At 75.3% G+C, this 21,082-nt stretch carries 17 protein-coding genes; 1 reads left to right on the top strand and 16 read right to left on the bottom strand.

Going from position 1 to position 21,082, the window contains the following annotated elements; genetic code table 11:
- Window positions 1–55: 55 nt before the first annotated feature.
- Both V5O46_RS02510 and V5O46_RS02505 read right to left on the bottom strand, forming a co-directional pair.
- Window positions 56–1,699 (bottom strand): VMAP-C domain-containing protein, encoded by a 1,644-nt coding sequence (locus V5O46_RS02510; RefSeq protein ID WP_332882688.1) that lies wholly within the window; start codon window positions 1,697–1,699, stop codon window positions 56–58.
- Window positions 1,696–2,067, bottom strand: a complete 372-nt coding sequence (locus V5O46_RS02505) for a CU044_2847 family protein (protein ID WP_332882687.1) — start codon at window positions 2,065–2,067, stop codon at window positions 1,696–1,698. Before V5O46_RS02505 ends, V5O46_RS02510 begins: the two co-directional genes overlap by 4 nt.
- Window positions 2,068–2,657: 590 nt before the next feature.
- On the opposite strand from V5O46_RS02505, the gene V5O46_RS02500 reads away from it, so the two are divergent.
- Window positions 2,658–2,798, top strand: coding sequence for a hypothetical protein (locus V5O46_RS02500; protein ID WP_332882686.1), 141 nt, complete (start codon window positions 2,658–2,660; stop codon window positions 2,796–2,798).
- Between the two features lie 248 nt (window positions 2,799–3,046).
- Here the strand turns inward: V5O46_RS02500 and V5O46_RS02495 are convergent, their stop codons facing one another.
- The 14 genes from V5O46_RS02495 to V5O46_RS02430 all read right to left on the bottom strand — a co-directional run bounded on the left by V5O46_RS02495 (window position 3,047) and on the right by V5O46_RS02430 (window position 20,945).
- Complete coding sequence (locus V5O46_RS02495) at window positions 3,047–4,483, bottom strand: carboxyl transferase domain-containing protein (protein ID WP_332882685.1); 1,437 nt, start codon at window positions 4,481–4,483, stop codon at window positions 3,047–3,049.
- Window positions 4,476–5,927, bottom strand: a complete 1,452-nt coding sequence (locus tag V5O46_RS02490) for an acyl-CoA synthetase (protein WP_332882684.1) — start codon at window positions 5,925–5,927, stop codon at window positions 4,476–4,478. Before V5O46_RS02490 ends, V5O46_RS02495 begins: the two co-directional genes overlap by 8 nt.
- 100 nt (window positions 5,928–6,027) lie before the next feature.
- Window positions 6,028–6,579: an O-methyltransferase gene (locus tag V5O46_RS02485; RefSeq protein WP_332882683.1), complete on the bottom strand. Its 552-nt coding sequence runs from the start codon at window positions 6,577–6,579 to the stop codon at window positions 6,028–6,030.
- Window positions 6,580–6,690: 111 nt separating this feature from the next.
- Window positions 6,691–7,773 carry a MerR family transcriptional regulator gene (locus tag V5O46_RS02480; protein WP_332882682.1) on the bottom strand — a complete coding sequence of 361 codons (1,083 nt, stop codon included), beginning with the start codon at window positions 7,771–7,773 and terminating at the stop codon, window positions 6,691–6,693.
- Window positions 7,774–8,673: 900 nt separating this feature from the next.
- Window positions 8,674–9,531 carry a Rieske (2Fe-2S) protein gene (locus V5O46_RS02475; RefSeq protein ID WP_332882681.1) on the bottom strand — a complete coding sequence of 286 codons (858 nt, stop codon included), beginning with the start codon at window positions 9,529–9,531 and terminating at the stop codon, window positions 8,674–8,676.
- A 192-nt stretch (window positions 9,532–9,723) separates the two neighbouring features.
- On the bottom strand, window positions 9,724–10,323 hold the full coding sequence (locus V5O46_RS02470) for a hypothetical protein (RefSeq protein ID WP_332882680.1): 600 nt from the start codon (window positions 10,321–10,323) through the stop codon (window positions 9,724–9,726).
- A complete protein-coding gene (locus V5O46_RS02465; RefSeq protein WP_332882679.1) occupies window positions 10,298–11,143 on the bottom strand; it encodes an FkbM family methyltransferase in 846 nt (281 codons plus the stop codon). Before V5O46_RS02465 ends, V5O46_RS02470 begins: the two co-directional genes overlap by 26 nt.
- Window positions 11,140–11,367: a Trm112 family protein gene (locus tag V5O46_RS02460; RefSeq protein ID WP_332882678.1), complete on the bottom strand. Its 228-nt coding sequence runs from the start codon at window positions 11,365–11,367 to the stop codon at window positions 11,140–11,142. Before V5O46_RS02460 ends, V5O46_RS02465 begins: the two co-directional genes overlap by 4 nt.
- On the bottom strand, window positions 11,364–12,275 hold the full coding sequence (locus tag V5O46_RS02455; protein WP_332882755.1) for a hypothetical protein: 912 nt from the start codon (window positions 12,273–12,275) through the stop codon (window positions 11,364–11,366). Before V5O46_RS02455 ends, V5O46_RS02460 begins: the two co-directional genes overlap by 4 nt.
- A gap of 28 nt (window positions 12,276–12,303) precedes the next feature.
- The gene (locus V5O46_RS02450; RefSeq protein ID WP_332882677.1) at window positions 12,304–13,059 is read right to left on the bottom strand and encodes a class I SAM-dependent methyltransferase; all 756 of its coding nucleotides are present in this window, start codon (window positions 13,057–13,059) and stop codon (window positions 12,304–12,306) included.
- Window positions 13,056–14,324, bottom strand: coding sequence for a condensation protein (locus V5O46_RS02445; RefSeq protein WP_332882676.1), 1,269 nt, complete (start codon window positions 14,322–14,324; stop codon window positions 13,056–13,058). The genes V5O46_RS02450 and V5O46_RS02445 overlap by 4 nt, the downstream gene beginning before the upstream one ends.
- Window positions 14,321–19,060: an alpha-(1->3)-arabinofuranosyltransferase domain-containing protein gene (locus tag V5O46_RS02440; RefSeq protein WP_332882675.1), complete on the bottom strand. Its 4,740-nt coding sequence runs from the start codon at window positions 19,058–19,060 to the stop codon at window positions 14,321–14,323. The genes V5O46_RS02445 and V5O46_RS02440 overlap by 4 nt, the downstream gene beginning before the upstream one ends.
- Window positions 19,057–19,797: a class I SAM-dependent methyltransferase gene (locus V5O46_RS02435; RefSeq protein WP_408648858.1), complete on the bottom strand. Its 741-nt coding sequence runs from the start codon at window positions 19,795–19,797 to the stop codon at window positions 19,057–19,059. The genes V5O46_RS02440 and V5O46_RS02435 overlap by 4 nt, the downstream gene beginning before the upstream one ends.
- Complete coding sequence (locus tag V5O46_RS02430) at window positions 19,794–20,945, bottom strand: glycosyltransferase family 4 protein (RefSeq protein WP_332882673.1); 1,152 nt, start codon at window positions 20,943–20,945, stop codon at window positions 19,794–19,796. The genes V5O46_RS02435 and V5O46_RS02430 overlap by 4 nt, the downstream gene beginning before the upstream one ends.
- Window positions 20,946–21,082: the final 137 nt, after the last annotated feature.

Here is a 21,082-nt window from a genome sequence, read left to right as displayed (position 1 = left end):
GCGCGGGGATGCGGGCTCCGGCGGGGCGGAGGCCGGCCCGCGCGGGCGGGCGGCTTCAGTCGACGGGCGAGCGGAGGCCGGCGGCGGGCTCGGGGAAGCATCGGGGGTCGTCCCAGAGCACCTGGACGTCCCGCGCCCAGTGCTCCTCGGGTACGTCGGCGGCCTCCGCCGTCAGCCGCAGGTCCATCACCAGCCGGGGGACCTCGGCCGGGGGGACGCCCGCCACGGACAGGTCCAGCTCGTCGAGGAACACGGTGCCCGGGCACGGCCCGGTGTGGCCGGTGCCGGGGCAGCCGCCGCGCGGCCACAGCAGCACCGGCACGGGCACGGTGAGGCCGATCGCGAAGTGCTCCGGCATCTCCTTGGGCGGGGCGGCGTATCCGGTCAGCTCCGCGTCGTCCCGCAGCCGCTTGCGCAGCACGGCGGGACTCTCCCGGCCGCCGCAGTCGACGCGGTGCGGTGCCGCGCCGGGGCTCGCGTCCAGCTTGCTCCACCTCTTGCGCAGCTGGTGGCGCAGCCGGCCGCTGCGGTGCCGGGACCGGTCGGCCACCACCAGCGGGTAGGCGCAGCCCAGGGGCGTAGGGTCCTCGGGGCCGCACTCCCAGTGCGCGACCGGTTCGTTGAGCAGCTCGCGCGGCAGGACGAACGTCAGCAGCTCCTCGGCACCCGGATCGAGCTGGGCGCAGGCGTCGTCGATGCGCTGCTGGACGTACGACCGGACGGCGGTCCGCGGCAGCCGGCGTGCCCCCACCGGCCGGCGCTGTCCGCCCCGGTAGGCGGACACCTCGACGGTGACCTGGTCGGTGCCCGCGCCGCTGCGGTCGATCTCGACGACGATCGGCGACCACGCCGCCGGGGGCGGCGGCGGAGCCTCCAGCAGCTCCTGCAGCCGGTCGGCGAACCGGGCCACCGCGTCCGGATCCGGGACCTCCCACTGCACGTACGCGGCGGCGGCCCACAGGGAGGCGAAGCCCCGCTCCGGCGGCGGCGGGGCGAAGGCGTCCACGGCGGACACGTAGAGCCGGCCGGGGTCGCAGGACAGCCCGGTCTCCTCGGCGCGACGGACCAGTGCGTACAGCCGTCTGCGGGCGTCCGCCCGGTGCCCTGGGGTGGGGACGAGCTCGCCCAGTCCGCGCCAGTAGCGGGCCATCACCTCGACCGGCAGCATCCGGCCGACCCGGACGTCCCGGGCGCCCGCGACCGCCGAGACCATGCCGACCACCCTGCCGTCGGCGAGCGCCACCGCGGCGCCGCTGAACCCGGCCGCCAGCGGCTGGCCGTGAGCGGTGAGAGCCTCCAGCTGCCGCCACTCGTCGGAGATCAGCGGGCCGGGCACCGCCCGGTAGGAGGCGAGCATGCCCTCGTCGTAGCCCTTCGGGAAGCCGTAGGCCACCAGTTCGCTGCCCTGCTCCGCGCCCGGCGGGGCGAACGCGGCCGGGGTGAGGGGCACTTCGCGGTCCAGTTCGAGGACGGCGAGGTCGCCGCGGTCGGCGGGGCCGCTCCGCCATCCGCCGTGGACGGCGACGGTGGCGGCCAGCCCGCCCAGGTCGGTGCGGCCCGGAAAGCTCACGGTCACCTCCGCGCGGTCGCTCCAGCGCACCACGTGGGCGCAGGTGAGCACCTGACGTGCGGAGACCAGGAAGCCCGCGCCGACCTCCTGGCCGCACTCGATCCGGGCCTGCCACGCAGCACTGCTCATGACCGGCCGGCGTCCTCCCCGCCCGCCGGTCGCGGGGCGGCGGACGGCGAACCGGCCGGCGACCAGCTGAGCTTCACCACCAGGTGCCCCTCCGCCGTGCCCTTGGCGATGACCGCCCCCGCCTCCGCGCTCAGCCGCACCCCGAACTCCAGCTCCACACTGTCCGGTCGCAGCGAGCCGTCACGGAAGACCCGCAGCGCGGACTCGGCCGCGGCCCGCACCCCGTCCAGCGCCCCCTCGAAGGTGCGCGCCGCCTGGGCGGGTCCGTCGCCGCGGGAGACCAGCCGGGCGCCGGAGGCGTCGTCGACGGCCTGGACCATCACCTGCGCGCCGTCCTCGGTCTTGAACTCCACCAACGCATCGTCCATGGCGCCGTTCGCTCCCCCGTCCTGTTCACCGGTCTTCACCCGCCGTTCGCCAACACCATTGTGACGGACGGGGCTTGATGATGTCCCCGCACTTGTCGGCCGTCCTGCCCGACGTCCGGCGGCCGTCCTCCACCGGACGACGGCCGGGCGACCGGCCGAACCGACGCCTGATGACCGCCCGAGGGACGGCCTGACAGCCTGCCGGCAGACCGCCGACAGCCCGGCTGGCGGATACCCGCCAAGGCGTCAGTCCGCCACGCCCCGTCGACCCCGCTGCAGCACAAGCCTCCTGAGACTCTTCGTACGCCGACCGCTGGGAGCTCGGGGTGAAGAGGCCACGCCGAGTGGACCTTCCGCCCGGGCCGCTGCACCGGCCGACCGCTGGACCTTCCTGCCGCTGATCAACCTCGCCTTCGACGTCGACACCGACCGCGCCGGCGAGGTGCGCAGCGGCCGGCCGCCGCGGATCGGGCTCGGCGCGGACTACGTGCGGGCTCCGGACACCGGCCGGATCGGCGGCGCCGAACTGGAGGCGTCGTACGACGAGGGGAGGACCCGGGACCGGGTGCGGCTGCACGGCCGCGGCGGCGGTGACGACGGCGAGGCGTCCTGGAACGGGTCTGCTCCGGGTGCCGGGGGACGCGGAGTACGTCTCCCTGCGGGTGTCGGTGCGCGACGACCGGGGCGGCTCGGTGACGCAGGAGATCATCCGGGCCGTGGGTATGAAGTAGGCCCGCGCGGGTACGCGGACGGCGCCGCCTCCCTGGGACGGGGAGGCGGCGCCGTCCGCGTACCCGGCGACCGTCAGACCAGTCGGCCGACCAAGTGGACGAGGCCGGCCAGGATGTCGGTGAGAAGGTTCATGATCGTGCTGCTCCTTGCGGTGTTGCCTGGCAGTGGGACCTGTGCCGCGGCCACGGTCTGCAGCCCGTTGCCCGCACACCGTGAGTCTCGTTGGTCCCAGGCGCCACACGCGCACTCATGGCCGACGATCACCTGTTCCAGGGGATGTCCGACCCCGTGTTCGGATCCGGATCAGGCCAAGCTCCGCCAGGTCCTGCGGCGTCAGCCGGAGTTGGTCCGCCGTCGCCTCCACCTCCTCCGGCGGGCGCTTCAGGATCGCCGCCGCGAGCTCCGGCGCGATGACGGAGAAGTAACTGTCCGGCGTGGCCCAGGTGCTGCCGGGCGCCGCGAGCGCCAGCGCGCCGCCCGAACCGCCCTCGCCGACCACCAGCGTGGTGACCGGCGTCCGCGCCGCGGCCACCGCACCGAACAGCTCGGCGATGGCCGGTCCCGCCCCCAGCCGCTCCGCCGCCGCGTCGTTGGCCGCGCCCGGGGTGTCCACCAGTGTCAGCACCGGGATGCCGAGCCGGTCCGCGAGCCGGATCAGCCGGGCGGCGGTGCGGTACCCGGCTGGGCGGGTCGGCGTGCCGGTCTGGGCGGCGTAGGCGACCGTCCGCCCGGTGTGCTCCCCGAAGCCGCACAGCATGCCGTCGGGGTCCGCGCCGCCGCAGCGGTCCCCGTGCAGCGCGACCCGGTGGGTGAAGTAGGCGTCCAGATAGGCGTGCGCGCGCGGGCGTTCGGGAGCGCGGGCCCGCTGCACCGCCTCCCACCCCGAGGCCGGGGGGCCGGCTGTGCCGAGCGGCTCCGGCACCGGCGCCGGGGCGCCCGACGGCGAGGTCAGCAGCCGCAGCCACCGCCCCAGGGTCCGGCGCAGCTCCTCCGGCGGCACGACGGCGTCCGCCGAACCGGCCGCCACCTGAGCCTCGGCCGTGTACGCCGCCGGGTCCGCGTCCGGCGGCCGGACCCGGGAACCGGCGAAGCCCACCTGGGCGCCGGGGAGCGCCAGCACCACGTCCGCGCCCGCACCGAGCGTGGCCCAGCCGCCACCGGTCGCCGGATCCCGCACCACCGCGATCTGCGCGAGACCCGCCTCCCGGGTGAGGACCGACTCGCGGGCCACCCGCTGCAACTGGGTCAGCGCGAGCATGCCCTCCTGCATCCGGCTGCCGCCGGTGGCGACCAGCGGCACGACGGGCAGCCGATGGGCGCGGGCATACCGGTACGCCGCCTCCAGCCGGTCCCCGGTGCGCTGCCCCAGCGAACCGCCGAGGAACCCGAACTCGAACGCGATCAGCACCGCCCGGGTGCCGTCCACGGCGCCGGTCCCGCAGACGACGGACTCGGTCTCACCGGTGCGTCCGGCGGCACGGACGCGGGCGGCGTCGTAGCCGGGCCAGCCCAGCGGCCCGTCGGCCGCGGACTCCCGCTCGGGGGAGGGGGGTTCGGCGGATTCGGTGTACGGGAGTCCGGAAGAGCCGGTGTACGGGAGCTCGGAAGAGCCGGTGTACGGGAGCTCGGTGAAGTCGTCGCTGACGAGGCCGAGGAACTCCCGGGCGGAGAGCCGCTCAGCCATGCCCGAGGCTCCGCTTCATGACCTTCCCCATGTCGTTGCGGGGCAGCGCGTCGAGGTACCGGACGACCCGGGGTCGCTTGTGCGGCGCGAGCCGTCGCGCGACATGCCCGGCCAGGTCCTCGAGCGACGGTGGGTCCTGCGGACCGGCAGCCACCACCCACGCCACGATCCGCTCACCCAGATCGGGGTCGGGCTCACCGGTCACGGCCGCCTCCCGCACCCCTGGATGCTCCAGCAGTGCGTTCTCGATCTCCCCGGCACCGATCTTGTAGCCGCCGCTCTTGATCAGGTCGGTGGCCTTGCGGCCGACGATCCGCACATAGCCGTCCGGGTCGCGCACCGCCACGTCGCCGGTGCGGAACCAGCCGTCGGCGGTGAAGGAGGCGGCGGTGGCGTCGGGCCGGTTCAGATACTCGGTGAACAGGTTGGCACCGCGCACCTGGATCTCGCCGACGGTCTCCCCGTCGAAGTCGGTCACCGGAGTGCCGTCCTCGGCGACGTGCCGCAGCTCCACCCCGGGCAGCGGCACGCCCACCGTCCCGGCCCGCGGCTCACCGTCCGCGCGGACGCTGGTGTTCATCAGCGTCTCCGTCATGCCGTACCGCTCGACGACCCGGCGCCCGGTCGCCGCGGCGATCCGCTCGTGGTCGTGCACGGGCAGCGCCGCCGACCCGGACACCAGCAGCCGCGCCCCGGCCAGCGCCTCGACCAGCTCCGGCCGGCCCGGCAGGCTCTCGGCGATCCGGTGGTACATCGTCGGTACCCCGAACAGCATGGTGGCACCGGAGCCCAGCTCGCGGGCCACGCCCTCGGTGCTGAACCGCCCCAGGTGCCGCACGGACCCACCACGCCGCAGCGGACCCAGGATCCCGAGCACCAGCCCGTGCACATGGAACAACGGCAGGCCGTGCACCAGCACGTCGTCGCCGGTCCACCGCCAGGCGTCGGCGAGCGCGTCCAGCGTCGCGGCCACCGCCCGCCGGGGGATGACCGCGCCCTTGGGCGGGCCGGTGGTACCGGAGGTGTAGACGACCAGCGCCGGGGCGGTCTCGTCGACGGCGCGGTCGTCGGGCCCGGGACCGGTGGCGCCGGGATCGACATCGACGCGGGTGAGGGCCTGCACCGGACCGGGGAACGTGTCACCCGGCGCGGCCAGGACGAGCTCCGGCGCGCTGTCGCCCAGGATGTGCCGCAGCTCCTTCTCCCCGGACCGCGGGTTGAGCGGCACCACGGTCACCCCGGCGAGCAGCGCGCCGACGACCGCGACGGCCGTCTCCAGCGCCGGGGTCGCCCACACGGCCACCCGGCCGCTGCCGCGCACCCGCTCCCCGACGGCTCCGGCCGCCGAGGCGAGCTGCGCATACGTCAGGGACCGGTCACCGAACCGCAGAGCGGCCCGCTCACCCGGTCCACCGCCGGTCAGGGCCGGAAAGAGGGAGGACACAGCGACTCCTTGTCGGTCGTGGTCGCACGTACTGCCACCGGACACCACCGTTCCTACCCCGGGCCGTCCCCCATCCTCCCCCACCGGCGTTTGATCTCCGTCACTCCCCCGGGCGCGCTGCCTGTCGCTCGCGACGCCGGGTGCCCACCAGCGTGGCCAGGTCCCCGGCGAGCGGGAGTTCCACCGTGTCGAGCATCGGACGCTCCAGCCAGTGCAGCCGGACCCGGTCGACGTCTCCGGCGTGCCGGGGCGGCCAGGACCCGGCGGGGGTGAAGTCGTCGACGACGATCCTGCCGCCGGGGACCAGCAGCCGCGCCGGATCGGCGAAGACATCGTCCGCGCCGCTCTTCCCGGCCCTGCCGCCGTCCAGGACCAGCAGGTCGTACGGTCCCTGCTCGGCGATCCGCCGCCGGTCGCCGACCACCACCTCGACGTCGGGCCGGTCCGCGAACACCCCGGCCGCGACACCTGCCCGCCGCGGGTCCCGCTCCACGCTCACCAGCCGTACGCCCGCGCCCGCCCCGGTGGCCAGCCATGCCGGCCCGACCCCGCAGCCCGTACCCGTCTCGCCGATCACCCCGGCCGCCCCACCGGCCGGCGCGGCGAGCAGCAGACTGTTCGCGGCGGCAGGAATACGGGAAGCCGTGCCCACGGGCGGCGGCGAGCGCCCGCTCGACCAAGGGAGGCAGCAGATCGACGCCGTCGTAGGAGTCGGTACCGGAGAGCGACTTGGCGTCGATCCTGCCGCAGCGGGCGGGTTGCGTCAGGCAGCCGCTTCGCCTACGTCCACCACGTCGGCCACCACGCAGCTGACGTTGTCCGGGCCGCCCGCGTCGTTCGCCGCGTCGACCAGGCGGCGTACCGCCGTGTCCGGGGCGGCCGGGGTGTCGGTGAGCAGCTGCCGCACCCGGTCCTCGGGGAGCACCGCGGACAGCCCGTCGGAGCAGAGCAGGTACCGGTCACCCGGCAGGGCGTCGTGCAGACGCAGGTCCGGGGCGGCGGACGCGGCGCCGGTGAGCGCCTTCAGCAGCAGCGCGCGCTGCGGGTGCGAGACGGCCTCCTCCGGGGTCAGCCGGCCCTCGTCGACCATCGACTGGACCATGGTGTGGTCGTGGGTGATCCGGAACAGCCCGCCGTCGCGCAGCAGATACGCCCGGGAGTCCCCGATGTGCACCAGCGCCAGCCGCGAGCCGGTCCACAGCAGCGCGGTCAGCGTGGTGCCGGCGCCGTCGGTGCCGCCGGCGGCGTCCCGTACCGCCTCGGCGGCGCCCTGCACCGCGTCCTCCAGGAGATTCAGCACCCCGTCCGCCGGGATCTCCTCGGCGTCGAGGAACCTCAGCGCCTCCACGGCGGCACTGCTCGCGGGCGCGCCCGCCGGGCCGAACCCGTCCGCCACGGCCAGCAGCCGGGTGCCCGCGTACGCGGTGTCCTGGTTGGCGGGGCGGACGCGGCCGGTGTCCGAGTGGGCGAAGTAGCGCAGTTCCAGCATGGGTGGTTCCTCCGTGGGTTCGGTCGACAGATGGTCGATGAGGAACGCGGCGAGGTCGCGCCGGGCCGCCGTCTCCCGCTCGACGCGCGCCCAGTAGGCGCGTATCTCACGTGCGGCGGACGAGGGTTCGTCCAGGGCGCACAACCGACGGATCTCGGCCAGCGGCATCCCCAGCCGCCGCAGCCACGCCACCAGCCGCGCCTGCTCCAACTGCCCGGCGCCGTAGTAGCGGTACCCGTTGTACGGGTTCACCCGCGCCGGGCGCAGCAGCCCCAGCTCGTCGTAGAGCCGCAGCGCCTTCGGCGACAGCCGGCAGGCCCGGGCGAACGCCCCGATCGTCAGCATGCCCTGCTCCATCGAGCACTCCCCTCGCGTTCCGCCACCGATGCTGTGGCTTCCCCGAAGGGGAAGGTCAAGCGAGAGTCTCCGGTTCCGCGGGCGGACGCCGGGCCCAGTGGCGGTCTGCGCCGCAAGGCAGTCCACGGACAGCTGAGCGAGGTGGCCAGCCACCTTGAGGAACATCGGGTGCCCGACGTCAAACAGCGTCTGCTCCAGGTGTTGTCGCACCTCAGCGGCACCGCTGCCACCATGGCGTGGGACTCGGGGCTCCAGAGGCAGGCGCAGGACTATTACCTGCTCGCACTGCGGGCGGCGCATGCCGCCTCCGACTTGGCGTTCCGCGTCAACGTCCTGGCGGGCCTGGCCCGGCAGATGTTGTATCGGGATCGTCCACAGGACGCCCTCGAAACTGGTGCACCTCGCGCAGAAAGGAGTGAAAGAGACGGCCGGCCCACGACTGCGGGCCATGCTGCATACGCGAGAAGCGTGGGCGTACGCAGCCATGGGACGTGCGGCGGCATTCCGTCGGGCCACTGGCGAGGCTGCTGAATCGCTGGCCGACGCGGGAAAGGAGAGGGCACCTTACCAACCGCATGCTGCTCCGCCGTGCTGACCGTCTGGTCGCCGTTTGGAACGGCGAGCTTCCGAGCGGCGAGGGCGGTGGCACTGCCGACACGGTGCTCGAAGCGCGCGGGATCGGGCTTCCCGTCGATGTGGTCTGGCCGGACGGAGCCGCGCGAGGCGGCCGAGCCGCCGGGTCAGTAGAAGATCACGGAGTCGATGCACACCATCGGGTCCTCCGTGAGGCACCTTCGTAGGATCCGCCCACGAGGGTGGTCTCCGAGGCCGACGCCGTCTGACCAGCGGGTACCTGCTGGAGTTCGAAGTCGCCGGGAGCGCGACCGAACCGGCGTGGCGTTACGCCGCCCCCGGCAGGCGGACCTCGACCAGGCCGTCGTTGAGGCGTACCTCGAAGGAGGGCTGGGGTGCGGTGGACGGTCCGGCGACGCAGGCGCCGTCCGTGAGACGGAACGTGCTGCCGTGCCAGGGGCAGGTGACGCAGCCGTCGCTGAACTCGCCCTCCGAGAGCGGACCCGAGAGGTGGGCGCATCGGTCGGCCAGTGCGTGCACTTCGCCCACTCCCTGGGCGTCCCGCATCAGCAGCACGGGGACTTCCCCGACGAGGCGCCGTACGGCCCGGCCCCGCGGGAACTCCTCCGGAGCACCGACCGCGTGCCAGCCCGCGCCGATCAGATGCGGTACGGCCTCGCTGTGGTTCACCCCGGCCGCCTGCCGGTAGGCCAGGTGACCGCCGAGGAACCCGCCCGCCGTGGCGACGGTGAGCCCGGCGAAGCCGAGCATCCGGCCGCTCCCGCCCCGGCAGCGGACCGCGAGCGAGGCCGCGTAGAGGGCCACCGCCGTGGCGTTCGCCGCCGCGTGTACCACGCCGACCCGCTCCTGCTCCGGAAGCTGGTCGGCGGAATCGACGGCTCCGGACAGGGCCGCCGGAAGTGCGCCGGCGAGCCCCACGGCGACCAGCAGGCGGGCCGCGCGCTCGTTGCCGCGGGTCAGGTCCAGCAGGGCGGCGGAGGTCCAGCTGCCGATGGGGAGCTGCACCAGGGCCGGGTGCAGGGGATGGCCCTGCCACCGGCCGTGCAGCACGTCCCGTGCACGCCCGAGGGGGAGCGCGTGCACGAACTCGCGGTACGGCGTCGCCACGCGGTCCAGCGCCCGGGCGTTCTCCAGCGCCTCGATCTTCGACAGGGGATTGCGCATGAGCGCCGGGTAGCCCGGTCACGTGGCGTCAAACGGGAGGCGTACGGGCAGCGCGAAGCGCACGGCGGCTGCGGCGGCGCGCCGGCGGTGCCGACGGCGTACGACGACTCCCGGTGTCCTCCGGGTTTCGTGCTGCCTCCACCGGCTACTCGATCACCCACGAGGGCGGCGTCCCGCATGTCCGCACCGGACTCACCCCTGCCCGCCCACCGCCGTGCGCTGCAGCAGTCCCCAGGTGAATTCCGCCACCACCTCACGCCGTACGCCGCTCTCCGCGTCCGGCGCCGTGAAGGCCAGCCCCCAGCGGGTGGGGGCCGAGCCCTGCAGGGGCCGGGCCGGGGCGAAGGCGCGGGCGGCCTCGTCCACCGTGCAGGACCAGGGGGTGAGGTCGGCCAGGGTGCGCAGTCGGGGGCCCGCGACGCCCGGGGCGCGGACCAGCCACTCGTTCCAGACGGTGCCGTCGGCCCCGACCAGGACCTCGAAGCGCAGGTCCGGCCAGAGGGGGAGCCGCCAGAGGCGGGCCTCGCAGTCCAGGTCGCCGAGGCGGCGGGGGACCGTCGACTCCGGCTCGCCCAGGATCGAGCCGTACCGCGAGGCCGCCGGGCGCGCCCGCGGGGAGCGGAGCATCGCCTGCCAGCGCTTGTTGGCCTCGCGCAGGTCCGTGACCGAGGCGCCCAGCTCGCGGCGGGCGTCCGCCACCCGGTCCGGGTTGTGGTCGGCCATGCGGCGCAGCAGCACCAGTTGGAGGTCGACGGGAGTGAAGGGGCTAGCTGGGCGTTTTCCGGTCGGCATGGGCATCATCGTCGCCCAAGGGGCGGTCCCCGGGGCGGCGGCCGTCCGGGAGGAACAGGACCGAGTTGACGTAGCGGGGGCCGGGGCGGAAGGGCAGGACGCGGGGGAGCAGTCCGCGGGTGGCCACCCAGGACGTGTCGGCCTGGTGGGACTCCAGCGGGAAGGAGCCCAGCGGGACCCAGGTGGTGCCGGGCAGCACCCAGCCGTCGTACCCGAGCATCGACAGGTAGGTGATCACCGGTGCGATCGGCTGGATCCGGGACTCCAGTTCGATGAAGAGGGCCGGGCGGTCGCGGGCCAGCAGTCCCGTCGCGCCGCGCAGGACCGCTGCCTCGTTCCCGTCCACGTCGATCTTGATGAATCCGACGTCGGTCAGGGCGAGGTCGTCCAGGGTCACGCACGGCACGTCCAGGGCGCGGGCGTGGATGTCGCGGCGGACCAGGGAGGACACGCCCCGGTCGCCGGGGTCGTCCGGGGGCAGCCACAGCCGGGACAGCCCCGGGTGGTCGGAGGCGGCGGCCCGGATCACGCGCACGTTGGCGGGGGCGCCGGCGGCCAGCAGCCGCGCCAGATGGGGGACCGGCTCCACGGCCACCACCCGGCGGGCGTGACGGGCCAGCCGGTGCGTCCACGGGCCGTACCAGCCGCCGACGTCCACGGCGGTGCCGCAGCGGGGCGGGCACAGCTCCGGCAGCCGCGCCAGCTCGGGTTCGAAACGCGGGTAGACGGCCCGTGCCGTCGCCGCCACCAGGCGCCGGGGGAACAGGGGGGCCAGACGGGCGGCCAGGGTGCGCGGTGCGGGGCCCGGGCTCGATCTCATGTGACCATCCGCTTCAGCAGTTCCTCGTGTTCGTCCTCCGGGACCTGCTCGCCGGAGGACGGCAGCAGTTGCGGGATGCCGTCGACGATCGGGTAGCGGCGGTGCAGGCGCGGGTTGTACAGCGCCTCCTCCCCGGCCGAACCCGCCTCCGGGGCCAGCAGGTGCAGCGGGCCCTTGTCCAGCGGGCAGGCGAGGATCTTCAGCAGCGGGTCGTCGGGCTTCATCGCGAGGTCAGCTCCTTGGCGCCGATGGGGGGTGGTCGGGACGCGGTGTCGTGCTTGGGCATGCTCAGCAGCACCGTCAGGGCGAGCACCGTGCCCGTGACGCGCAGCGTCAGCCGGGCCGGGTCCTCGGGCAGCGCCTCGCCGAACGAGAGCGTGCCGAGCACCGCCGTGTACATGCAGCTCACGGTGGTGCACACCGGCACGATCAGGGACGCCCGGCAGCGCTGCAGCGCTGCCTGGGACATGACGAGACCGAAGGCGCCGGTGAAGAGCAGGAGGTACGGGTACGGGGAGCCGAGCACACCGAGCAGTGCGGCGGTCGCGCCGTCCTCGGCCGGCAGATGGCCGGAGACGCCCTTGATCGCAAGCGAGCTGACGCCGTAGAGCAGGCCGACCGCGACCCCGTACTCGACGCCGGTCGTCGGCAGCCGGTGGCGGCGGCCGGCGCGGCGCTCGGCGGAGCGGTACAGCCACACCCCCGCGGCCAGCGACGGCACGCACACCAGCAGCACCAGCGCGTACGGCGCGCCCCGGCTCACCGTCTCGGCGCCCTCGCGCAGCGACAGCACCACCATCAGCAGCGCGGCCACGATCGCGGCGAGCGCGTACCGCTCCCTGCCGGTGGTCTCCTCGCCCAGCAGCCGGGCGGAGAGCAGCACCAGCAGCACCAGGCCGGAGACGAAGATGCCCTGCGCTGCGGCGATCGGCAGGGTCCGGTAGACGATCAGCTGCGCGGCGAACCCGGCAGCCAGCGCGAGCGAGCCGCCGATCCACAGCGGGCTGCCCAGCACCAGCCGCAGCAACCGGGCGGGTCGGCGGACGCTCACCTCCGGCAGGCCGGCCAGTGCCCGCTTCTCCAGCACGAACCCGGCGCTGTACAGGACGTTCGCCAGCAAGGCCGCGGCCACTCCCCACCACATGTCCCCCTGCCCCCTCCTACGTCCGGCGTGCATGCAGCAGCAGGATCGACGCCCACGGCGCCCGGGCCGCCGACGCCAGCCGGTCCAGCGGGCGCAGCGGGCGCGGCACCCCGTGGAACGGGGCCCCTCTCAGGCGTACGACGTCGAAGCCGGACGCCGTGACGAACTCCCGCAGTGCGCGGGCCGTGTACAGCCGCAGATGGCCGACCACCTCGGAGCCGGGGCGGCCGTGGATGGCGCGCAGGCTGACCTCGGAGAACACCGGCTGCACACCGGCCAGCAGCAGGGCGCGGTTGTACCAGGCGGCCAGGTTCGGGGTGGACAGCATCAGATGGCCGCCGCGGCGCAGTACCCGGCGGATCTCGTCCAGGGCGGCGTCCGGGTCCACCAGGTGCTCCACGACCTCGCTGAACAGCACGGCGTCGGCCGAGCCGGTGGCCAACGGCAGGCCTCCGCCGGTGAGTTCGCCGCGGACCGCGTCAGGCATCCGGGTGCGGGCGCGGCGCAGCGCGTCCTGGGACCAGTCGACGCCGACGAGGCGGTGCCCGGGGAGGTGGGGCGCGGCGGTGGCGGCCGCGGTGCCGTCGCCGCAGCCGATGTCGACGATGGTCTGCGGGCGGTCCGCGCCGCGCAGCGCCGCCGCCAGCATGCGGGCCTGGCGGCGGCTGCGCGGGGTGCCGGAGGCGACGGGGACGGCGGGGTTCTCGTAGAAGTCGCGCAGGCCCGGGGGCCGGGTGGCGGCGGCCGTGGTCGGCGTCGGCGTCGGCGTCATGGCGTCGCCTCCGTGGTGTGCAGGTGGTGGGCGAACAGGTCGCGCAGCCGGGCCCCGTCCCCGTGCCCGAGCAGCGTCCGCGACCAGCGCACCGCGAGGTGCAGGCGGCCCGCGGTGGAGGCGGTGGTGAAGGTGAGGCCGCGGGGGGTGCGGGCCGGGGCCGAGAACCACACCGCCTGCGCGCGGCCCGCCTCCGCACCGAAGTCCAGCGGGTAGGGGATCCGGCCGATGTTGCTGAGCAGCGTGGTGGGGGTCCAGGGCGCGACCGCGCGGCGCAGGCCGCGAGTCAGGGCGGCGCGGCAGACCACCGGCGCCCAGGGGGCGGTCAGCAGGGCGGCGCCGTGGCCGAGCTGGGGGCGTGGCCGCGCCTTCAGGGCGCGGGTGCGGGCGGCGGTCCGGCGCAGCAGGTCGGGCAGGTCGGGGTTGGTCAGCTCGTCGGGTGCGAAGGGGACGTCGACCAGGCGGGTGCCGTTGCCGATGGGCATGCCCGCGTCCCGGGGCCGGTCGTCGACCGGCATGGTGATGCGCAGCGGGCGGGGGCGGGCGCCGTGCTCCCGGTTCCACTGGGCGACGGTCAGCGCGGTGGCGACCATCAGCTGGTCGTTGACCGTGTAGCCCGCACCCTCCGGGCGGTGCGGGAGGGCGAGTTCGGTGACGAGCAGGCCGTTGCCGGGGGTGGTACCGGGGGAGCCCGGGGCCACCCGGGCCGGCCGGGACCAGGGGGAGGGGGCGGTGAGGTCTCCGGTGGGCGCGGCGGTGGCTGCCCGGACCGGGGGCGCCGCAGGGGCGTTGTCCCGGCCGCCGTACAGCTCCGCGGCGGTGGCCAGGACCCGTAGACAGGCGGGGCCGTCGAGGGCGGTGTGGTTGACGGTGAGCAGCAGGGCCGTCCCCTCGAATCCCCGCTCCACCACCTCCAGCCGGATCGGCGGGGCGGCGGACAGCGGGGGCGCATGGGTGAGCGTCCGTGTCCGGGCGTCCCGGAGCGCGCTCGGCCCCGGCGGGGCCACGCTCACCACGTCGACGTCGGCGGCGTCGGCCAGCTCCCACTCGTAGCGGCGGCGGTACCAGGGGCCCGGGGCCTCCCGCATCAGGACCCGGGGGTGCCGCAGCAGGGCCTCGGCGACGGCCTTGCGCAGCCGCGGCGGATCGAGCCGGCCGGGCAGATGGACCTCGATGTGGACCGTCTCCGGCTCCTCGTGCTGGAGGCAGTGCCGGGCGACCTCGTCCACCACCGGGAACGGGATGCGGATCGGTGGGGTGCTCATGGCCGCCGGCCCTTCTCCTGCCCGCCGGCCCGGGGCAGCGGCCGGGTCGCCGCCTCCGGGCGCACCGCCCCGGCCGGCGGACCGCCCTCCCTCCCGGGAGGAGGGGCCCAGCGGGCGCCGCCCGCCGACCCGGCCGGTGCGAACTCCCCGGCCGGTGGGAAGTCCCCGGCCGCTTGGAACGTCCCGGCCGGTGGGAGGTCCCGGGCCGTGCGGAACGTCCCTGCCGACGGGGTTTCCTCGGTCGGGTGTGCCGTGGCCGGTGACGGGCTTTCGGCCGGTGGGAAGTCCCCGGCCGCCTGGAACCTCCCGGCTGGTGGGAAGTCCCCGGCCGCCTGGAACCTCCCGGCTGGTGGGAAGTCCCCGGCCCTGCGGAACGTCCCTGCTGACGGGGTTTTTTCGGTCGGGTGTGCCGTGGCCGGTGACGGGCCTTCGGCCGGTGGGAGACCCCCGGCCGCTGAGGGGCCCGCCCCCGGTGGGGATCCCGGGGCCTCCGGGGGCCCCGCGGCCTGTGGGGATCCGTCGGCCCGTGGGTGCGCCCCCGGTGCCGCGGGCGCCGCCGCCGCGTCCTCGCCGCCGCCCCAGGTCACCAGGGCTGCGAACAGGGCCAGCAGCGCGAGCAGTTGGGCCGTGTGGCCGAAGGGGCCCGCCCCCGCGGGAGCCGGGTCCCCCGCGCCGGTGGCGGCGGCGACGCCCGCCGCGGCCAGGGCCGTGAAGGCGACCGGCGCCAGCAGCGCGGGGCGCCGCCAGGCCAGTACCGCCAGCGCGGGCACGAGCAGTGCCAGCCAGCCCGCGATCACCACGCCGACCAGCGTCAGCGCCACCGTGCCGAGCCACCGGCCGGGCGGCGGCGCGGGCGGCTGCGGTGCGTCGGGGTTGGGTTCGCGCCGCCGCCACAGTGCCAGGCCCAGCACCGCGGCGATGCCGGCCCCGGCGCCGATCAGCCCGGCGTCGTAGGTCGTCGCCGGTGCGTAGGACAGCTTGACCGAGCCGCCCGCGCCCTCCGGGATGCGCCAGCCCTGCTGCCAGCCGTCCAGCCGTACCGGGGTCAGCTCCCGGCCGTTCAGCGTGGCCGTCCAGCCCTCGTTGTAGTTCTCGTACGTCGTGAAGTAGGCGGCGGGGCCGGAGCCGACGCCGACCTCGCGGCGGTCGCCGAGCCAGTCGAGTATCTCCAGCTCGCGCCCGGCCGAGGTACCGGTGACCGAGCCGCGGGTCAGGGTCACGCCGGTCAGGGCCAGCGGGCCCGCGTCGCCGCCCTCCAGCCGGTGTTCACCGGCAGCCAGCTGCACCTCGGTGTCCGCCCGGCCCTCCTGGCAGAGCGTCACCTCCACCGGCCGCCGTTCGGTCAGGTCGCCCACGGTGCCCCGGACGCCGGTCTGGTACAGCTCGCCGTCCAGCGCCACGTCCGGGCCCTTCCCGCACGGCAGGGTGAACTCCCGCCCGGCGTCCGGCCGCGGGGTGCGGTGCTGCTCCAGGGCCGGGAGGTAGGCCTCGGTCAGGCCCACCGGCAGCTGGAGCTTCTCGTCGACGACCGGGTTGTGCAGGGTCAGCGGTGCCGTCTCGGTGATCGTGATGTCGAGGCGGTCGGTGGTGATCGGGCCGAAGCGGACCAGCCCGTTCTTGTCCACGCCGGCGATGGCGGCGCCGTCCGGGGAGCTGATGTGCACCTCGGTGGGGCGGGTGGACAGCCCGCCCGCCGCGGCCAGCACCAGCTCCTCCACCGGTACCTTGCCCTCCCAGCTCAGATGGATGGTGGGCCGGTCCCCGGCGATCCACGCCGTGGTCAGATCGCCGTCGGTGAGGTTGCGGGCGTCCAGGCCGGCGCCGAGCCGGGCGGTGGAGCCGGCGGTGGCGGTGATCCGGCCGGGCTGCTCGGGGGCCACCTCGTACAGCAGCCGGTCGAGTTCCGCACCGGTCACCGGCACCGCGCTCGCCCGCACCTCGAAGGTGCCGTCAGCGGCGGTGGTGAAGCGGCGGTGCAGCCCCGCTTCGGTGCCGGCCGGGGACAGCCCGGTCGGGTCGGCGGCCCGGTGCAGGGAGACGATCTCGGCGCGGGCGTCGGACTCCGCCGCGTCGACGGGCAGCCGCAGCAGCCGGGTCACCTGGATGTCCGGCAGGCCGATCTCGGAGAAGCCGGCGCCGGTCAGCCCGGCCTTGCGGGCGGTGGAGCCGACGATGGTCAGCCGCATCCAGTCGGTGGCCCCCTCGGGCGCCCGGACTGTCTGCGTCGTCCCGTCGGCCCGCAGATAGCTGGTCCGCTCGCCCTGCTCCGTCGCCACCCGCACCCGGGTGGCCGCCGCGCGCACCCCGTCCTGCGGCAGCGGTGTCACCTCGAACGAGTCCGGCATGTCGTAGGAGCCGTCGAAGCCGATCCGCAGCCACTGCCCGTCCGCCGGGCCGGGCACGCCCTCCGCCCAGGCGGTGGCCGGATCGCCGTCGAAGGCGTTCACCGGGTCGTACTGCGGCAGGTGGAACAGCCAGTTGCCGTAGGAGGAGGCGGTCACCGAGCGGGCACCGCGCAGTTCGGCGACCGTCTGGTGGTCCAGGCCCTCCACCGGCAGGATCTGGTGCGGCTTCTCGCCCGGATTCTGCACGGCGTCCGGCGCGTTGCGCTCGTCACGGGTGTACGTGTACGAGGTGTTGGCGTTGACCAGCCCGAACCGGGTGTCGGCGCGGCGCAGCCCGTCGCCGGTGATCTGCACCTCCGGGGTGCCGAGCCCGGGGTGGCGGTCGCCGGTCAGCACGGTGGGCCGGCCGCGCAGCTGCTGCGCCAGCGGCAGCAGCGCCTCCGGGCCGCCGGAGACGACGGCCGTGTCGGCGACCGGCGCCAGCCCGGCCTGCCCGGGCCGCGGCACGTCCTGGCCCGCCGGACGGTAGACCTCCACCGCCCGCTGCCGCGGATACAGCCCCTCGACCTGCAGTGGGGTGTCCTCGGCGATCACGCCACCGGTGGTGACCGGGCCGAGGCCGGTCACCCGCTCGTACCCGGACTGCTCCAGCGTCCGTTTCACCGTGGCGGTCGGGACGTGGCCGATCCGGTCGGGGTCCAGGTCGTTGCGGACGACGACGTAGAAGATCCCGGCGCGGCTCAGATAGTCGGCGAGGCCCGGCACCGCGGCGCCGGTCATCAGGGACTGCTCGACGGCGTCCATCGCACGCCGGTTGCCGGGGGTGCCGAAGGGGACGTAGTCGCGCTGCGCCCAGCGGGAGCCGGCGACCACGTCGAGGGGCTGGTCGATGGGACTTCCCCAGGTGTACAGGCCGTGCGCGGTGGCCGGGACGACCAGGGCGCGCGAGTCGGGGGAGTACTTCTCCAGCCAGTCGGCGGTGGCCTGCCAGTAGGTGGGGATCTTCTGGAAGGAACCGGGGCTGAGGATCGAGCCGTTGAGGTACGGCCACAGCAGGCCGGGCAGGATCAGCACGGCCGCGGCCGGCGGGACGAACCGGCGCCCGCGGGCAGCGCGGGGGCCGCCGCCGGTCCCGCGCACCGGGCGGGCCCGGCCGCCGTTCCCGCGCGGGCTGCCGGCGGCCCCGCGTGCCGCGGCGGCCACGCTCACCACGTGTGCCATGCCCAGCACCAGCGCCAGCGCCGGACCCGTCTGGAACTTGTAGATGTTGCGGAACGGCGCCAGCCGGCCGTCGAGCCAGTCCTGCACCGTCCCGTGGAACGGGGCGCCGAACGCGCCGCCGTACCCGGCGAGCAGCACCAGCGCGGCCACCAGCACGGTCAGCACCAGCCAGCGTCGCTCGGGCAGGTCCCGCCGGGCCAGCCCGGCCAGTCCCAGACCGGCCGCCAGCGCCGAGCAGACGACCACCAGGACCGAGGACACCACCGTCCACCCGGCGGGCAGCCAGGCCTCCCCGAAGTGCAGATAGGCGACCCAGTTGCCGCCGCCGCGCAGCGCCTCCGTCGCCGACATGGTGGACGTGGTGGTCTCGGCGGTCTCGATGAACGGCAGGAAGTTCTCCCCGTAGGCGCCGAGCAGCAGCAACGGGATCCACCACCAGGCGGTCACCACGATCACCGCCGGCGCCCACCAGGCGATCAGCCGGCGCATCCGGGGTCCGGGCGGCCGGGTGAGCAGATACAGCCCGACCGGCAGCAGCGACGCCAGCGTCGAGGCCGCGTTCACCCCGCCCATGAACGGCACCAGCAGCGCCGAGCGCAGCGCCGCGACCCGGGCGCTGTAGCGCTCGTCGGCCAGCGGCAGCAGCACCCACGGCAGGAACGCGCCGGGCAGCGCGGCGGCCGAGGTGGAGCCGACCACGGTGGTGAACAGCGGCCACAGAGCGTACGCCGCCGCCGCGAGCAGCCGGGTCGGGCCGCTGCCGATCCGCAGCCGCTCGGCCAGCCGCAGCGCGCCCCAGAAGGCGACGGCCACGATCAGCGAGAGCCACAGCCGCTCGGCCAGCCACACCGGCAGCTGCACCAGGTCGGCCAGCCAGTAGTACGGCAGCATCGGCCAGAGATAGCCGACGTACTGGTCCTGGATGCCGCCGAAGTTGTTCTGGTCGTGCCACAGCTGGCCCAGGTCGGCGAGGAACCGTCCCGGGTCGACGGTGACCCCGAGTTTGGTGTCGAAGGTCTGCCGCCCCGGCTGCACGGCCAGGAACAGCACGAACACCGCGGCCCAGAAGCCCAGCAGCCAGCGCCGTGAGCGCGGGCCGTCCGGCGGGCCCGCGGTGCCCGTGCCGGTGGGAACCGCTGCCGGAGGAGGAGCCTGGACCGTGGTCGTCATGAAGGACACCGCCGGAGGATGAGGAGGAGGTTCCAGGTGGCGATCTCGCGCAGACCGGGCGCCTTGACCACGGCCTGGGCGAGGAAGGGCCAGTAGCGGGAGCGGGCGGCGACGACCCGGACGTCGTCGCGGGCGCGCACCTGCCGCAGGGTGGTGCCGACGTGCACCGGGAACAGGTTCTCGCCGAGGGTGTGCTTGGCGTCCCTGCCGGTGCGGCGCCGGTAGCGGGCGCGGGCCCGCTCGGCGCCGAGGTAGTGCCACGGGGCCCACTCGTGCCCGCCCCACGGCGACAGCCAGTTGGTGAAGGAGACGTAGATCAGCCCGCCCGGCCGGGTCACCCGCACCAGTTCGCTGAGGAAGGTCTGCGGATCGGCCACGTGCTCGAGGACGTTGGAGGAGAAGGTGACGTCCGTGACCCCGTCGGAGAGCGGCAGCAGATAGCCGTCGGCGATCACCGTGCCCCGGGGCGGCGCCGCGCCGAGCTCCCGCACATCGGGTTCGAACAGGTGGGCGTGGGCGCCGCGGCGCCGGAACTCGGCGGTGAAGTGGCCGCTGCCGCCGCCCACGTCGGCCACGGTACGGCCGGCCAGCGGGCCGCCGTACCGCTCCACCTGGTCGGCGGCGTCCCGGGCCAGCAGCGCGTAGCAGGTGTCGGGGTCGTCCTGCTCCCGCAGGAAGGCCCGGAAGAGAGCGAGGGACCGGCGTATCGACGGGTCCTTCAGCTCGGTGGTGTTCACGGCGCCCAACCCCGCGCCGCCTCCGCCGCCACCGCGCGGAACTGCCGGACCGTGCGGTGCCAGCGGTAGCCGGCCGCCCGGTCCCGCGCCGCCTTGCCCATCACTTCGCGGCGGTGCGCCGACAGCGCCAGCGTGCACCAGGCCGCCGCGAACGAGGACTCGCCGTGCGCGAGGATCCCGGTCTCGCCGTCGACGACGGAGTCCCGGAGCCCGGGGACGTCGAAGGCGACCGCCGGGGTCTCCCGGGCCGCCGCCTCGGTCACCACCAGCCCCCAGCCCTCCACCGCCGAGGGGTGCAGCAGCAGCCACGCGGCGCACAGCAGCCGGTGCTTCTCCGCCTCCGTGACATGCCCGGCGAACTCCACACCGGGACCGGCCAGCCGCTCCAGGCGCGCCCGCTCGGGGCCGTCGCCGACGATCACCAGCCGGCCACCGGTGACCGGGCGGACCCGCTCCCACAGCCGCAGCAGCAGATCGATCCGCTTGTACTCGACCAGCCGGCCCACCGCCACGAACAGCGGCTCGGCACTGCGGTCGGCGCGCGGACCCGGCTCCTCCACCCCGTTGTGCACCACCCGGATGCGGTCCCGCTCCACGCCGATGGCGCGCAGCGCATGCGCCGTGGACGGGGAGACGGCCACCAGCAGTCCGTGCCGCCGCCCCCCGGACAGCGCCCAGTGCTCCAGCCTGCGGCCGATCCGTGCCGCCGGGGCGAGTGCACCGCCGAACCGCATCCGCCACAGGTCGGTGTGGACGTGGTTGACCAGGCACAGCGTGGGGCCGCGGTGCCACAGCGGCGCCAGGTACGGCATGCCGTTGCACACCTCCACCAGCAGATCGGTCTCGCCGACCTGGCGGGCGAAGGCGGACCGGGCGCGCAGATAGTGCCCGTAGGCACCGCCCGCCGACACCACGCGGTAGTCGCGGAACGCCGCCGGACCGCCGCACAGCAGGGTGACCTGGTGGCCGAGCCGGGTCAGCCCGTCGGCCAGCCGGTCGACCAGCAGTTCGGAGCCGCCGGCCGACGGGTTGTCCAGGTCGCGGTGGGCGAGGAAGGTGATCCTGCGCGGAGGTGCGGGGCGCGCCGGGGGGAGCTGCCGCGCGCCGGGGGGCGCGGTGCGCAGCGAGGAGGGCACGTGCTGGGGCATGGGGTGCTCCAACTCGTCTCGGGGTGCGGAACTCACGGTGGGGAGGGCGGTGCGTGATGCGACCGGGCCGGCGTGACGCCGGAGCGGCGACGGCTTGCTGGGCGACGGCTTGCTGTGGGAGCGCTGTCCTGTCTCTG

Origin of the sequence: Streptomyces poriticola (genome assembly GCF_036689765.1) — a bacterium.
In the GTDB taxonomy this organism is placed as follows: domain Bacteria; phylum Actinomycetota; class Actinomycetes; order Streptomycetales; family Streptomycetaceae; genus Streptomyces; species Streptomyces poriticola.
The sequence above is the reverse complement of the archived record's forward strand: the minus strand, read 5'-3'. Positions and strand labels throughout refer to the sequence as shown.

Excerpts from the sequence above, each read along its gene's own strand:
- V5O46_RS02465 (WP_332882679.1), bottom strand. The coding sequence starts at position 11,143 with ATGAGATCGAGCCCGGGCCCCGCACCGCGCACCCTGGCCGCCCGTCTG.
- V5O46_RS02460 (WP_332882678.1), bottom strand. The coding sequence starts at position 11,367 with ATGAAGCCCGACGACCCGCTGCTGAAGATCCTCGCCTGCCCGCTGGAC.
- V5O46_RS02450 (WP_332882677.1), bottom strand. The coding sequence starts at position 13,059 with ATGACGCCGACGCCGACGCCGACCACGGCCGCCGCCACCCGGCCCCCG.
- V5O46_RS02480 (WP_332882682.1), bottom strand. The coding sequence starts at position 7,773 with ATGGAGCAGGGCATGCTGACGATCGGGGCGTTCGCCCGGGCCTGCCGG.
- V5O46_RS02495 (WP_332882685.1), bottom strand. The coding sequence starts at position 4,483 with ATGGCTGAGCGGCTCTCCGCCCGGGAGTTCCTCGGCCTCGTCAGCGAC.
- V5O46_RS02505 (WP_332882687.1), bottom strand. The coding sequence starts at position 2,067 with ATGGACGATGCGTTGGTGGAGTTCAAGACCGAGGACGGCGCGCAGGTG.
- V5O46_RS02440 (WP_332882675.1), bottom strand. The coding sequence starts at position 19,060 with ATGACGACCACGGTCCAGGCTCCTCCTCCGGCAGCGGTTCCCACCGGC.
- V5O46_RS02475 (WP_332882681.1), bottom strand. The coding sequence starts at position 9,531 with ATGCGCAATCCCCTGTCGAAGATCGAGGCGCTGGAGAACGCCCGGGCG.
- V5O46_RS02470 (WP_332882680.1), bottom strand. The coding sequence starts at position 10,323 with ATGCCGACCGGAAAACGCCCAGCTAGCCCCTTCACTCCCGTCGACCTC.
- V5O46_RS02445 (WP_332882676.1), bottom strand. The coding sequence starts at position 14,324 with ATGAGCACCCCACCGATCCGCATCCCGTTCCCGGTGGTGGACGAGGTC.
- V5O46_RS02510 (WP_332882688.1), bottom strand. The coding sequence starts at position 1,699 with ATGAGCAGTGCTGCGTGGCAGGCCCGGATCGAGTGCGGCCAGGAGGTC.
- V5O46_RS02430 (WP_332882673.1), bottom strand. The coding sequence starts at position 20,945 with ATGCCCCAGCACGTGCCCTCCTCGCTGCGCACCGCGCCCCCCGGCGCG.